General features: G+C 71.5%; 12 protein-coding genes. 7 read left to right on the top strand and 5 right to left on the bottom strand.

The annotated features are described in order from the left end of the window. Positions 1-111 precede the first annotated feature (111 nt). Positions 112-699, bottom strand: a complete 588-nt coding sequence (locus ACFYTT_RS25055) for a hypothetical protein (protein WP_387262762.1) — start codon at positions 697-699, stop codon at positions 112-114. A 444-nt stretch (positions 700-1143) separates the two neighbouring features. Here ACFYTT_RS25055 and ACFYTT_RS25050 point away from each other — a divergent pair, with 444 nt between their 5' ends. The 4 genes from ACFYTT_RS25050 to mshC all read left to right on the top strand — a co-directional run bounded on the left by ACFYTT_RS25050 (position 1144) and on the right by mshC (position 4599). Beyond that, positions 1144-1857, top strand: a complete 714-nt coding sequence (locus ACFYTT_RS25050) for an MSMEG_4193 family putative phosphomutase (protein WP_176094327.1) — start codon at positions 1144-1146, stop codon at positions 1855-1857. 52 nt (positions 1858-1909) lie between these two features. Then, a complete protein-coding gene (locus ACFYTT_RS25045) occupies positions 1910-2485 on the top strand; it encodes a DUF3090 domain-containing protein (protein ID WP_131053436.1) in 576 nt (191 codons plus the stop codon). Next, complete coding sequence (locus ACFYTT_RS25040; RefSeq protein ID WP_387262759.1) at positions 2482-3300, top strand: SCO1664 family protein; 819 nt, start codon at positions 2482-2484, stop codon at positions 3298-3300. Before ACFYTT_RS25045 ends, ACFYTT_RS25040 begins: the two co-directional genes overlap by 4 nt. Positions 3301-3366: 66 nt before the next feature. Beyond that, a complete protein-coding gene (gene mshC, locus ACFYTT_RS25035; protein WP_387262756.1) occupies positions 3367-4599 on the top strand; it encodes a cysteine--1-D-myo-inosityl 2-amino-2-deoxy-alpha-D-glucopyranoside ligase in 1233 nt (410 codons plus the stop codon). Between the two features lie 159 nt (positions 4600-4758). Here mshC and ACFYTT_RS25030 read toward each other — a convergent pair whose 3' ends face one another. Beyond that, positions 4759-5550: a GntR family transcriptional regulator gene (locus ACFYTT_RS25030; protein WP_131053433.1), complete on the bottom strand. Its 792-nt coding sequence runs from the start codon at positions 5548-5550 to the stop codon at positions 4759-4761. A 150-nt stretch (positions 5551-5700) separates the two neighbouring features. Continuing rightward, positions 5701-6570 carry a PAC2 family protein gene (locus tag ACFYTT_RS25025; protein ID WP_117229830.1) on the bottom strand — a complete coding sequence of 290 codons (870 nt, stop codon included), beginning with the start codon at positions 6568-6570 and terminating at the stop codon, positions 5701-5703. Positions 6571-6852: 282 nt separating this feature from the next. Between ACFYTT_RS25025 and metH the strand changes: the two genes are divergently transcribed. Beyond that, positions 6853-10368 carry a methionine synthase gene (gene metH, locus ACFYTT_RS25020; RefSeq protein ID WP_176094324.1) on the top strand — a complete coding sequence of 1172 codons (3516 nt, stop codon included), beginning with the start codon at positions 6853-6855 and terminating at the stop codon, positions 10366-10368. 12 nt (positions 10369-10380) lie between these two features. Here the strand turns inward: metH and ACFYTT_RS25015 are convergent, their stop codons facing one another. Further along, positions 10381-11160 (bottom strand): SDR family NAD(P)-dependent oxidoreductase, encoded by a 780-nt coding sequence (locus ACFYTT_RS25015; RefSeq protein ID WP_176094323.1) that lies wholly within the window; start codon positions 11158-11160, stop codon positions 10381-10383. Between the two features lie 126 nt (positions 11161-11286). Here ACFYTT_RS25015 and ACFYTT_RS25010 point away from each other — a divergent pair, with 126 nt between their 5' ends. Then, the gene (locus ACFYTT_RS25010; RefSeq protein ID WP_176094322.1) at positions 11287-11934 is read left to right on the top strand and encodes a TetR/AcrR family transcriptional regulator; all 648 of its coding nucleotides are present in this window, start codon (positions 11287-11289) and stop codon (positions 11932-11934) included. Between the two features lie 154 nt (positions 11935-12088). Here the strand turns inward: ACFYTT_RS25010 and ACFYTT_RS25005 are convergent, their stop codons facing one another. Next, positions 12089-12823 (bottom strand): SDR family NAD(P)-dependent oxidoreductase, encoded by a 735-nt coding sequence (locus ACFYTT_RS25005; protein WP_176094321.1) that lies wholly within the window; start codon positions 12821-12823, stop codon positions 12089-12091. A 101-nt stretch (positions 12824-12924) separates the two neighbouring features. Here ACFYTT_RS25005 and ACFYTT_RS25000 point away from each other — a divergent pair, with 101 nt between their 5' ends. Beyond that, a complete protein-coding gene (locus ACFYTT_RS25000) occupies positions 12925-13764 on the top strand; it encodes a LysR family transcriptional regulator (protein ID WP_387262942.1) in 840 nt (279 codons plus the stop codon). The last annotated feature ends 134 nt before the right edge of the window (positions 13765-13898 follow it).

The raw sequence follows: 13898 nt of genomic DNA, 5'->3' as shown, positions 1-13898 counted from the left end.
GGGGCCCTTCCTAACATGCGTCGCGGCCGGGCGTGCGGTGCTTCCGGCTGGGCGTTGGTGGTGCGTCGACGGCCGGCACCCTGTTGGGGGTGCCGGCCGTGGTGGTGTGGGTCAGCTGTTCCAGTGTGCGGCGACGAGGTCGGCGGCCTGTTGTTCCCACTGGGCGTAGTGGTCGGGGAATGCGGAGACCTGGACGGTCTGGGCGGCGACGGTCAGCGGCATGTCCTGCCAGCCGTCGACCTGCTTGAGGCTCTTGAGGAAGGCGAGGGTGGAGTATTCGGGGTCGGTGATCTGTTCGACGGTGCCCCATCCGGAGGAGGGGCGCTGCTGGAACAGTCCCTGGGAGTCGTGGTCGTTGTGGGCGCCGAGGTGGCCGAGGTTCTGCAGCTTCGACTCCTGGAATGCGGTGCCGATGGCGATGACGGCGGCGCGTTCGTTCATGTCGGCCTTCTTCGTCGCGGCGATGATGGCCTTGGCGTTGGCGATCTGCTCGTTGTCGAGGTCGATGTGGGACTGGGTGCCCTGCACACCGTGTGGGATGAGGGTGGTGGTGTCGGGCTTGTCGGCTTGGATGGCGGCGGTGATGGGGTTGGTCGGTGTGGTGTCGGTGGTGCTGTGGTTGAGGGGTCCGGCGGCGAGGCCGCCGGCGACGGTGAGTCCGGCGATGGCGAGGACGCTGTTGCGCAGCATGGTGTTCATGGGGGTAGCTCCGTTCGGGGGTGGGACACCGCAGGGGGGTGGCGGTGCCGACGCCGTCAGGCGCTGGTGGCTTTGTTGGGGGTGGCCCTGGCTGGCGGGGTGTGGTGGCCGCTCGTGGTGCCGGGTCCGGGTGTAACGACTGGCGGAGGCGGGCCATTCCCGTGGGGATCCGGCGTAGCCGTCTCGGGCGCTGGCCTGGCCGGTCCCTCATTACAACGACACGCGGCCGACGAGAATTCCATCGCCAACTAGGGCGTAGCAGACATATCACCCAGATGCGTCGCGCGGCTCTCCTCGTACCCGGATGTTAGGAGGGGTCCCCTGCTATGCACCAGGCGTTAGCAGGGGACCCCTCCTTGCGCACCCACCCCCGGGCGTGTGAGGTATGTCCGGGTTCGTGCTGGCGGCGGGACGGGCCGGGACGGGCGGCGGCGAGGGCCTAGGGTGGTGCGGGTGGCGACTCTTCTCCTCCTGCGGCACGGACGCACCACCGCCAACGCCGACGGCGGCCTCGCCGGTCGGCAACCGGTCGAGCTGGACGACACCGGCCGCGCCCAGGCCAGCGCCGTCGGCGAGCGGCTGGGCGGCCTGCCGCTGGCCGCCGTGGTGACCAGTCCGCTGATCCGCTGCCGGCAGACCCTGGAACTCGCCCTTCCGCAGGCCGTGCCGGTCGTCGAGGACGGGCTCATCGAGTGCGGGTACGGCACCTGGGAGGGCCAGCCGTTGAAGAAGCTGGCCAAGGAGCCCCTCTGGGCGGTGGTGCAGCAACATCCGAGCGCGGCGGTCTTCCCCGAGGGGGAGTCGATGGCGCAGATGGCGGCCCGCGCGGTCGCGGCGGTACGCGCCTGGGACGCCCGGATCACCGCCGAACACGGCCCGGAGGCGGTCTGGCTGGCCTGTGGCCACGGTGACGTGATCAAGGCGATCGTCGCCGACGCGCTCGGCGTACACCTGGATCTCTTCCAGCGCATCGTGGTCGACCCGGCGTCGGTGACCGCGATCCGCTACACGCCGCTGCGTCCCTTCCTGGTACGCCTCAACGACGTCGGCGGCGACCTGACCGGGTTGGTGCCGCCGGTCCGCAAGCGGCGTCGCCGGGCGACCCGGCCGGCGGACTCGGACGCCGCCGTCGGCGGTGGCGCGGGTGGCGCCCGGTGACGCGGCTTGGTGGGGTGCGCGGCGTGTCGGGCCGCCGGATAGGGTCGTGGGTATGACGCACCAGGTGCACGCCTTCGAGCCGCCTGAGCGGTTCGTCGCCGGGACCGTCGGGCCGCCGGGGGAGCGTACGTTCTTCCTCCAGGCCCGTGGCGGCGGCCGGGTGGTCAGCGTCGCGCTGGAGAAGGTCCAGGTCTCGTTGCTCGCCGAGAAGCTGGAGGAACTGCTCACCGAGGCGCAGCGCCGCTTCGGCGTCGACCTGCCCGAGGCTCCCGCCGCACTGGGCGACAACGAGCCGTTGGAGACGCCGGTCGACGAGGAGTTCCGGGTCGGCACCCTGGGGTTGGCCTTCGACGCGGACACCGCGACCGTGGTCATCGAGGCGATCGCCGTCGGCGAGGCGGAGAGCGAGTTGGAGCTGGGGGAGTCGGAGGAGGACGAGGCCGACGACGTCGAGCCGGACGAGGACCTCGACCGGCTCCGGGTCCGGCTGACGCCGGAGGCGACCCGCGAGTTCATCGAGCGGGCGCGGCGGGTGGTCAACGCCGGCCGTCCCCCGTGTCCGCTGTGCGGCCAGCCGCTCGACCCGGCCGGCCACCTCTGCCCCCGGAACAACGGCTACCACCGGTGACCTCGTCCGGCCTGGCACCTCGGCAGGACGGTGGCGCGGCGTTGCGGCTGCTGCGCGACGGTGACCTGAGCATCGAGGGCCGGCTGGTCGACGCCTCCAACACCACCCTGCGGGGTGTCCTCACCCTGGACGGCGCGACCGCCCGCTGCGTCTACAAGCCGGTACGCGGTGAGCGCCCGCTGTGGGACTTCCCGGACGGCACGCTGGCGGGCCGGGAGGTGGCTGCCTTCCTGGTCTCCGCCGCCAGCGGCTGGGACCTGGTGCCGCCCACCGTGCTGCGGGACGGCCCGTTCGGCCCGGGCTCCTGCCAACTGTGGATCGACGAGCCGGACGACGCCGAGCCGCTCGTCGGGTTCGTGCCGGCCGACGCCGTACCGCCCCGCTGGTTCCCGGTGGCGGCGGCCCGCGACGACGACGGCACGGCGTACGCGCTGGCCCACGCCGACGACCCGCGACTGGCCCGACTCGCGGTGCTCGACGCGGTGATCAACAATGCCGACCGCAAGGGCGGCCATGTGCTGGTCGGTCCGGACGACCGGCTGTACGGCGTCGACCACGGCGTCAGCTTCCATGTGGAGGAGAAGCTGCGGACGGTGCTGTGGGGTTGGGCTGGCCGACAGTTGCCGCCCGACGCCGTCGAGACGTTGGACCGGCTCGCCGTCCAGGTCGCCGGTCCGCTCGGCGACGACCTCGCCGACCACCTCACCATCGGTGAGATCACCGAACTGGCCGCTCGGATCGGTCGGCTCCGCGAGGAGTGCCGTTTCCCGCAGCCGTCCCACGACTGGCCGGCCGTGCCGTGGCCGCCGGTGTGACCATGTCGGCTTGATCACTGGAGAGCCCGGCGTGACGCCTACGGTCGGCTGGCTAGGCTGGCGGTCATGGAGTCTTGGGTGGGGCACGAGGTGCCGCGGCTGCCGGGCAGGGGTGGGCCGCTGAGGTTGTACGACTCGGCGCGGCAGGGTGTGCACCCGACCGAGGGACCGACCTCCATGTACGTCTGCGGTATCACCCCGTACGACGCCACCCACCTGGGACACGCCGCCACCATGATCACCTTTGATCTGGTGCAGCGGATGTGGCGCGACGCGGGACACGAGGTGCGGTACGTGCAGAACGTCACCGACATCGACGACCCCCTGCTGGAGCGCGCCGAACGCGACGGCGAGGACTGGAAGGTCCTGGCGATGCGGGAGACAGCGCTGTTCCGGGAGGACATGGAGGCGCTGCGGATCATCCCGCCGGCACACTACGTCGGCGCCGTGGAGTCGATCCCGGACATCGCCGAGAAGGTGTTGCTGCTGCTCAAGGACGGCGCCGCGTACCGCATCGAGGACGGCACCGGCGACGTCTACTTCGACGTCTCCACCGCACCGCGCTTCGGCTACGAGTCGAACCTGTCCCGGGACGAGATGCTGGAGATCTTCCCCGAGCGCGGCGGCGACCCGGACCGGGCCGGCAAGCGCGACCCGCTGGACCCGTTGCTGTGGCGCGGCGCCCGCGAGGGCGAACCCTCCTGGCCGGGCGGCGACCTCGGCCCCGGCCGCCCCGGCTGGCACATCGAGTGCACCGTCATCGCGCTGAACCTGCTCGGCGCCACCATCGGTGTCCAGGGCGGCGGCAACGACCTGGTCTTCCCGCACCACGAGTGCTCCGCCGCGCACGCCGAACGGCTGACCGGCACGCTGCCCTTCGCCGAGCACTACGTGCACGCCGGCATGATCGGCCTGGACGGCGAGAAGATGTCCAAGTCCCGCGGCAACCTCGTCTTCGTCTCTCGGCTGCGCGCCGACCGGGTCGACCCGATGGCCGTCCGGTTGGCCCTGCTCACCGGCCACTACCGCGCCGACCGCTCCTGGACCGGCGACCTGCTGACCACCGCAGAGGAGCGCCTGGCCCGCTGGCGCCGGGCCGCCGTCGCGCCCGCCGGGCCGTCCGGCGAGACCTTCCTCTCCGGCGTACGCGACCGCCTCACCGACGACCTCGACTCCCCGGGTGCCGTACGCCTGGCCGACGAGTGGGCCGACCGCACGCTGGCCGGTGACGTCGAGGATCCGTCCGCTCCGGCCCTCTTCGCCACCACCCTGGACGCCCTCCTCGGCATCCGCCTCTGACCCCCACGCCGCGCTGTGCCTGCGCCTGCGTCGATCATGGAGTGGTGGCAGTCGTTTCGCTGGTTTATGAGTCGATATGACCCTGCCGTAAGTCCATGATCGGCGACACGTGGGCCCCGCCAGTGACGCGTGGCCCGGAGCGCGGACCGGGGAGCGGGGTCAGCCGAGGACCAGGCCGGGGTCGGGGTCGGGGGTGCTGGTGGGGGCGGGGATCGGGTACTCCTCGGTCAGCGTGGTGACCGGGCCGGGCCAGGTGGCCTGGGCGACCTCGATCGGTTTGCGCCGCTCGTCGTACGCCACGTGCAGCAGGTGCAGCACCGGGGTGTCCGGCCGGATCTGGAGGGTCTCCGCCTCCTCGCGGCTGGGCTGGCGTGCGGTGATCGTGTCGGTGGCGGTCGCGTACCGGCGTCCGGTGGCCTCCTCGGCCTCCTGGTAGAGCGGGCGGCCGAAGGCCTCGGCGCGTTCCAGTGTGGTGCCGGCGGTGTCGGTGGGCAGGAACCAGGAGGCGCCCACCTCGACCGGTGAGTCCTCGGTGCGGACCAGGTGGCGGCGGCAGAGCAGTTCGGTGCCGTCGGGTACGCCGAACGCGTCGGCGACCTCGGGCGGTGCGGGGGAGCGGCCGACGGCGACGAGTTGCTGCCGGTACCGGGCGGCCAGGTCGGTGTGGTAGCCCCGGAAGCCGCCGTAGCGGCCTCGGGAGAGCCGGTTGAGTCGCCGCCGGGTACCGCGTACGTACGTGCCGGAGCCGGGCTTGGTGATCAGGATGCCTTCGACGCGGAGCTGGTCGACGGCGCGTTGCACGGTCTGCTTGGCCACGCCGAACATCTCGGCGATCGCCGGGATCGACGGCAGACGCTCACCCGGACCCCAGTCGCCCCGGCGGATCTGCGTCTTGAGCTGCGCGGCGATCTGCCGGTGCGGGAACTCCGCGGCACCCGGGTTGATCTGCATCCCCGACCTCCTCAGCTAGGTTCCTAGGATGCCCTACGCGGTGCGTGCCGCGCCACCCTGAAACGAGCACCCGACGGACACGCCCAGCGAGACAGGAACGCCCCGGACACGTGGACCGTGTCCGGGGCGTCGCGAAGAAACGGGGAAGGGCTACCAGGATCCGGCGGTCGGGCCGGCGGACCCGCCCCGGCGGCGCAGGTACTTCTCGAACTCCTGCGCGATCTCGTCCCCGGTCAACGGGGTGATGCCCGCGTCGCCGACGCGTTCCTCCAGCTCACGGACGTACTCGCCGAGTTCGGCGTCCTGCTCGGCGGCGCTGCGCACGCGCTGCTCCCACTCGGCGGCCTCCTCGGCCAGGTCGGCCATCGGCACCGGCAGGTCGAGGACCTCCTCGACCCGGTGCAGCAGGGCGAGCGTGGCCTTGGGGCAGGGCGGGTTGTTGGCGTAGTGCGGCACGTGCACCCAGAACGAGACCGCGTCCACCTCCGCGCGGGTGCAGGCGTCGTGCAGCACGCCGACGATGCCGGTCGGTCCGTCGTACCGGGTGGGGGTGAGCTGGTAGCGGCGGGCGGCGTCGGCGTCGGAGGCGCTGCCGCTGATCGGCAGTGGCCGGGTGTAGGGCACGTCGGCCAGCAGCGCGCCGAGCAGGACCACCCGTTCGACCTCCAGGCTGTGGCAGATCTCCAGCACCTGCTCGCAGAAGGTGCGCCAGCGCATGCTCGGCTCGATGCCCCGGATCAGCACCACGTCGCGTTCGGTGCCGGACGGGCTGGCCACCGTGAACCGCGTGGTCGGCCACTCCACCCGTCGGGTGGCGCCCTCGGCCATCGTGATGGTGGGCCGGCTGACCTGGAAGTCGTAGAAGTCCTCCGGGTCCAGCTCCGTGATCGGCCGCGCCTCCCACACCTGTTCCAGATGTTCCACGGCCGCGGTCGAGGCGTCGGCGGCGTCGTTCCACCCCTCGAAGGCGGCGATGGCCACCGGGGATCGCAGCACCGGCAACCCGTCGAACTCGGTCACGCCGTCACCTCACCCTGCTCGTCGCCGACGGCCCCGGTCGGCCGCCCGCCGTGCGTGGTGGTGTCGCTGATGTCCCTCACATCAGTCAGCCTACGTGCCGCGCCCGTACCCGGCCCGTCGGCCGCGCCGGATCCGGCGCTGGCCACCACCGTCGGTGGCGACCGGATCGGCCACCGGTAGCTCGCATAGTGGTCGAATTCGGGCAGGTGATCCCGGCGACACATTGTGGGAACGAGCCGTACGTGGGGATGCGCGGCACCCGGGTCGCACTAACCTGAGAGCGTGCGGACTTCGTTGCTCGATGCGCTGACAGACCGGATCCTCGTCACCGACGGGGCGATGGGCACGATGCTGCAGGCCGCGGACCTGAGCCTCGACGACTTCGACGGTCTGGAGGGGTGCAACGAAATCCTCAACGTCACCCGTCCGGACGTGGTGCGCGGGGTGCACGAGGCGTACCTGGCCGCGGGCGCGGACTGTGTGGAGACGAACACCTTCGGTGCCAACCTGCCGAACCTCGCGGAGTACGACATCCCCGAGCGGATCTGGGAGCTGTCCGAGGTGGGGGCGCGGCTGGCCCGGGAGGCCGCCGACGCGTACTCGACGCCGGAACGGCCGCGCTGGGTGCTCGGCTCGATCGGCCCCGGGACCAAGCTGCCCACGCTCGGGCATGCCGCGTACGCCACGCTGCGCGACGCGTACCAGCAGAACGCCGGTGGTCTGATCGCCGGTGGCGCGGACGCGCTGATCATCGAGACCTGCCAGGATCTGCTCCAGGTCAAGGCAGCGGTGACCGGGTCGAAGCGGGCCATGGCCGAGGCGGGCGTCCAGGTGCCGATCATCTGCCACGTCGCGGTCGAGACCACCGGCACCATGCTGCTGGGCAGCGAGATCGGCGCGGCGCTGACCGCGATCGAGCCGCTCGGCGTGGACCTGATCGGGCTGAACTGCTCGACCGGCCCGGCCGAGATGGGCGAGCACCTGCGCTACCTGGCCCAGCACTCCCGCATCCCGGTGTCGGTGATGCCCAACGCCGGCCTGCCGGTGCTCACCGCCGACGGCGCGTACTTCCCGCTCGGTCCGGAGGACATGGCCGACGCCCTGGAGCGGTTCGTCGTCGAGTACGGCGTCGCGCTGGTCGGTGGCTGTTGCGGCACCACGCCGGAGCACATCCGGGTCCTCTCCGAGCGGATGCGCGAGCTGCGGCCGGTGGCCCGCGAGCCGCGGGCCGACGCCGGTGTCTCCTCGATCTACCACCATGTGCCGTTCGCGCAGGACGCCAGCGTGCTGATGGTGGGGGAGCGGACCAACGCCAACGGTTCCAAGGCGTTCCGGGACGCGATGCTCGCCGCCGACTGGCAGTCCTGCGTGGAGATCGCCCGTGCTCAGGCCCGGGACGGCTCGCACCTGCTGGACCTCTGCATCGACTACGTCGGCCGCGACGGCACCACCGACATGCGGGAGCTGGCCGGACGCTTCGCCACCGCCTCCACGCTGCCGATCATGCTGGACTCCACCGAGCCGGCGGTGATCGAGGCCGGGCTGGAGACGCTCGGCGGCCGGTGCGTGGTCAACTCGGTCAACTTCGAGGACGGCGACGGCCCGGACTCCCGCTACGCGCGGATCATGCCGGTGGTCGCCGAGCACGGCGCCGCCGTGGTCGCGCTGCTCATCGACGAGGAGGGCCAGGCCCGCACGGCGGAGTGGAAGGTACGCGTCGCCGAGCGGTTGATCGAGGACCTGACCGGCCGGTGGGGACTGCGCCGGGCCGACATCCTGATCGACGCGCTGACCTTCCCGATCGCCACCGGTCAGGAGGAGACCCGCCGCGACGGCATCGAGACCATCGAGGCGATTCGGGAGATCGCCCGCCGCTGGCCGGGCGTGAACTTCACGCTGGGCATCTCGAACGTCTCGTTCGGGCTCAACCCGGCGGCCCGGCAGGTGCTCAACTCGGTCTTCCTGCACGAGTGCGTGCAGGCCGGTCTCACCTCGGCGATCGTGCACGCCAGCAAGATCCTGCCGATGTCCAAGATTCCCGACGAGCAGCGGGAGATCGCCCTCGACCTGGTCTACGACCGCCGTCGCGAGGGCTACGACCCGGTGCAGCGGTTCATCGAGGTCTTCGAGGGCGTGGACGCCGCGTCGGCGCGCGCCACCCGGGCCGAGGAGTTGGCCGCGCTGCCGCTCAACGAGCGGCTCAAGCGGCGGATCATCGACGGCGAGCGCAACGGCCTGGAGGCCGACCTGGACGCGGCGATGGCCGCTGGCACCGCGCCGCTGCTCATCATCAACGACATCCTGCTGGACGGCATGAAGGTCGTCGGTGAGCTGTTCGGCTCCGGCCAGATGCAGCTGCCGTTCGTGCTCCAGTCCGCCGAGGTGATGAAGACCGCGGTGGCGTACCTCGAACCGCACATGGAGAAGAACGACGACGGTGGCAAGGGCCGCATCGTGCTCGCCACCGTCAAGGGCGACGTGCACGACATCGGCAAGAACCTGGTCGACATCATCCTCTCCAACAACGGCTACGAGGTGGTGAACATCGGCATCAAGCAGCCGATCTCCGCCATCCTCGACGCGGCCGAGCAGCACCGCGCCGACGCCATCGGCATGTCGGGCCTGCTGGTCAAGAGCACGGTCATCATGAAGGAGAACCTGGTCGAGATGGCCACGCGCGGCGTCGCGGAGCGCTGGCCGGTCCTGCTCGGCGGTGCGGCACTGACCCGGGCGTACGTCGAGGACGACCTGCGGTCGATGTTCCCCGGACAGGTGCACTACGCCCGCGACGCCTTCGAGGGACTCTCTCTGATGGACCGGGTGATGACCGCCAAGCGCGGCGGCGCTCCCGTGGTCGACGCCGAGCGGGAGGCGGCCCTCGCGGCCCGCCGGGCCCGTCGGGAACGGCAGCGCGCCGTCGTCTCCGAGTCGCTGCCGGAGCTGAGCGACACCTCGGTCCGCTCCGACGTGGCCGCCGACGTGCCGGTGCCGAGCGCACCGTTCTTCGGCACGCGGGTCGTCAAGGGCGTGCCGCTGGCCGACTACGCGGCGCTGCTGGACGAGCGGGCCACCTTCATGGGCCAGTGGGGCCTGCGCGGCGCACGCGGCGGCAAGGGTCCGTCCTACGAGGAACTGGTGGAGACCGAGGGCCGGCCCCGGCTGCGCTACTGGCTGGACCGCCTGATCGCCGACAAGGTGCTGGAGGCGGCCGTGGTGTACGGCTACTTCCCGGCGTACTCCGAGGGCAACGACCTGGTGGTGCTGGACGAGAACGGTCACGCCGAGCGGGCCAGGTTCACCTTCCCCCGGCAGCGCCAGGAACGGCGGCTCTGTCTGGCCGACTTCTTCCGTCCGCGCGGCGACGACCTGGACGTGGTCGCCCTGCAACTGGTCACCGTCGGGCATCCGGTCAGCGAGTACGCGGCCAAGCTCTTCGCCCGCAACGAGTATCGCGACTACCTGGAGGTGCACGGGCTGTCCGTGCAGCTCACCGAGGCGCTGGCCGAGTACTGGCACCAGCGGGTCCGGGCCGAGCTGACCCTGCCCGACGGCCGTACCCTCGCCGCCGACGACCCCACGGACCTCGCCGGTCTGCTCCGCACCGACTACCGGGGCTGCCGGTACGCGTTCGGCTATCCGGCCTGCCCCGACCTTGAGGACCGGGCGAAGATCGTGGAGCTGCTCGGCGCGGAGCGGATCGGCGTGGAGTTGTCCGAGGAGTTCCAGCTCATGCCGGAGCAGGCCACCGACGCCATCGTGGTGCACCACCCGGAGGCCAGCTACTTCAACGCCAAGTGACGCTGCCGCCGGTCACGCGGCTTCCTTCTGCAGTGCGGGGCCGAGGAGTAGTCCCCCGTCTATGACGTACTCGGCGCCGGTGATGAAGGTCGCGTGCGGCGAGGTGAGGAACAACAGCAGCGCGGTGATGTCGGCGGGCTGCCCGAGTCGCGGGACGGCGAACGGCTCGGGCGAGTAGAAGTCGGCGATCGGGGCGTCGGCGCCGGCCGCCGGCTCGGTGATGAACGGGGTGGCGATCACCCCGGGGTGGATGGTGTTGACGCGGATGTTGTCGCGGCCCAACTCGATGGCGGCGGTCTGAGTGAGCCCTCGAATCGCCCACTTGCTGGCGGCGTAGGGCGCATAGAAGGCAGTGCCGGTGAGGCCCATGGTGGAGGCGATGTTGATGATCGATCCTCCCCCCGCGCGCCGTAGCGCCGGGGCGGCTGCCTTGATGCCGAGGAAGGTGCCGGTGAGGTTGACGTCGAGGATGCGAGCCCAGGTAGCCACGTCGGTGGACTCGATGAGGGCCGGCGGGTTCTGTACCCCGGCGTTGTTGACCAGGATCGTGAGTGCGCCGAAGGCGTTCTCGCTTTCCGCGACGGCAGCGGCCCACGACTCCTCCTGGGACACGTCGAGGCGGACGGAACGCGCCCTGTCGCCCAACTCTGCGGCGAGGTCAGCCCCACGCTCGGCGTTCCTGGCACCGATGACGACGTTGGCGCCTTCGGCGTGCAGGGCCCGCACGTGGCTGGCCCCCTGCCCGCCGGTGCCGCCGGTCACGAGAACGGTCTGATCAGCGAAGAGGGACATCGGATCCTCCGAGTACGGACGAGAGACGACTACCCGAGACCGGGTGGTGAGTCGAGCGACTCACTACCCCGAAGTTACGCCCTGTCGGGTGGTGAGTCAACCCACTCACCTCGCTATGATGGTCGCATGACTCCAGCGCCGTCGGCCTATCACCAGCGCGTGGCGGAGGAGAAGCGCGCGCTCATCGTGCAGGCCGCCACCGAGCTCTTCCTTGAGTTGGGCTACGACCGGGCGTCCCTGGCACGTGTCGCCGACAGCGCCGGCGTGTCGAAAGCGACGCTGTTCAAGCAGTTTCCGACGAAGGCGGCATTGTTCGATGCCATCGTCATCGACTCGTGGGCCGAGAGCGACGTCGCCGACGTGCCACCCGCCGGTGACCTGACGACCGGGCTGACGGCTCTCGGACGGCGCTACGCGACGCTGGTGAGCCAGCCGGAGATGACCGATCTGTTCCGCATCGTCATCGCCGAACTGCCACGCTTTCCCGAGTTGGCCAAGGCGCACTTCTCGCAGGGCAAACTGCCGTACTTCGAGTCCGTCCGGATCTACCTCCTGGCGGAGTGCGACGCGGGGACCGCGGACATCGCCGACCCGGAGATGGCCGCCACGCAGTTCCTCGGGATGATCTCCAACTACCTGTTCTGGCCGCGTCTTCTGCTTCCAGACTGGACGGTGACCCCGGCCCGCACGACGGCGGTGGTGGAAGAAGCCGTCCGCACCATCGTCGCCCGGTATGGCACCGGTCACCGGGACCGCGAGACTGCGGTGCCGTAGCAGCCGGGCCGGAAGCCGGAGATCGCCCTGCACGCCGGGGTCAGGTGGTCGGCGGTCGTCAGGCGCACGCCGCCCGCGAGAGCACTCGCGGGGCGACCGGGACCGAGGGCCGCCCCCTCGGTGGCCGGAGAGCGGTCGAGGGGGCGGCCGGAGATCACCAGGGGATGGGGCCGTCGTCGTTGGAGAAGGTGCCGGTGGGGCCGTCGTCGGGCAGGGTGGCGAGCCGGATCGGGGTGGCGGCGGCCTCGTCGGCCGGGCGTCCGAGGCCGCCGGTGAAGTCGGTGGCGACCAGGCCGGGGCAGGCGGCGTTGACCAGGATGCCGGTGCCGGCGAGTTGTCGGGCGTAGTGCACGGTCACCGCGTTGAGGTACGACTTCGTCGGTGAGTAGGCGGCCATGATCGGGCCGACCTCGACGGTGGGATCGGTCTGCCAGGTGAGGGATCCGACGCTGCTGGAGACGTTGACGACGCGGGGGGCGGGGGAGCGGCGCAGCAGCGGCAGCATCGCATTGGTCACCCGGATGACGCCGTGGACGTTGGTATCAACGACGGCGCGGACGACGTCCAGATCGAGGGTGGTCGGGTCCTGCGCCCACCCCGGCCCGGTCGGTCCGGAGATGCCGGCGTTGTTGACCAGGACGTCCAGGCGTCCGCCCTGGCGATCGATACGGTGGGCGGCCTCGGTGACGCTGCGGTCGCTGGTGACGTCCAGGGGCACGGTGAACGCGTCCACCCCGGCGGCGTGCAGCGTCTTCACGGCCGCCTCGCCCCGGGCCTCGTCGCGGGCACCGACCGCGATCCGGTAGCCGCGTACGCCCAGGCCGGCCGCGATCTGGTAGCCGAGTCCCTTGTTCGCGCCGGTGATCAGCGCGGTCTTCGTGTCGTTCATGACGCCGATGGTGGCGCGGCGGGCAGCGGTGTCCTTACACCGTTTCGGTCCGTGCTGATACCTCACCGGTATCGGCGCAGTACCGTCGGGAGGTGGACACGCTGGAGACCCGCGAGTTGCGGTACTTCGTGGCCGTGGCGGAGGAGCTGCACTTCACCCGCGCGGCGGAGCGCCTCGGCATGGCCCAGCCGCCGCTGTCGCGGGCGATCCGGCAGCTCGAACGGCGTCTCGGGGTGACGCTGTTCGACCGTGACCGGCGCGGCGTCACGCTCACCGGCGCGGGTCGGGTGCTGCTGGACGAGGCCCGCACGATCCTCGACGCCACGTCGGCGGCCGCCCGCCGGACCCGTCGGGCGGCGACCGCCCCGGACCGACTGACGCTGGCCACCAAGGCCGGCACCAACCACGAGCTGCTGCGCACACTTCTCACGGCGTACGCGGCGGAGCCCGGCGCGGCCGAGATCGAGGTGCTGTTGTGCGGGATGGGGGACCAGGCGCGGATGCTGCGGGACGGTCGCGCCGACGTGGCGTTGATGCAGCGGCCCTTCGACGACCTGGCCGGCTTCGACACCGAGGACCTGCTGACCGAGCAGCAGGTGGCGATCCTGCCGGCCCGGCATCCGCTCGCCGCGCGTACCTCGCTGAGCATGGCGGAGATCAGTGACCTGCCGGATCTGCCGGTGGCCCGGTGGCCGCGTCCGGACGGCAGCTACGAACCGGGCCCGGGGCCGGAGATCCACGACCAGTCGCAGGTGGCCCAGTTGATCGCCCTCGGGCACACCATGGCGGTCCTCTGTGCCTCGTCGCGGTCCTGGCTGTGGAGCGCGCACACCGCCGTACCGCTGACCGACGCCGCGTACGTATCGACCGTGCTCGCCTGGCCCGCGCACAGCCGCTCGCGGTCGGTGGCCAGGCTGGTCCGCACCGCGGCCGCGCTCTAGACCGGCGTGGGGGGGGGGGGGGGCCGCCCCCCCCCCCCCCCGGCGGGGGCCCGGGGGGGGGGGGGGGAGCCCGCCGCGGGTGGGGGGGGTGGGGGGGGTAGGGGGAGGGGTGTAACACGAAGGGGTGTGGGGCC

The sequence above is a fragment of the Micromonospora sp. NPDC003816 genome (assembly GCF_042874705.1).
Classification (GTDB): Bacteria; Actinomycetota; Actinomycetes; order Mycobacteriales; family Micromonosporaceae; genus Micromonospora.
The sequence above is the reverse complement of the archived record's forward strand: the minus strand, read 5'-3'. Positions and strand labels throughout refer to the sequence as shown.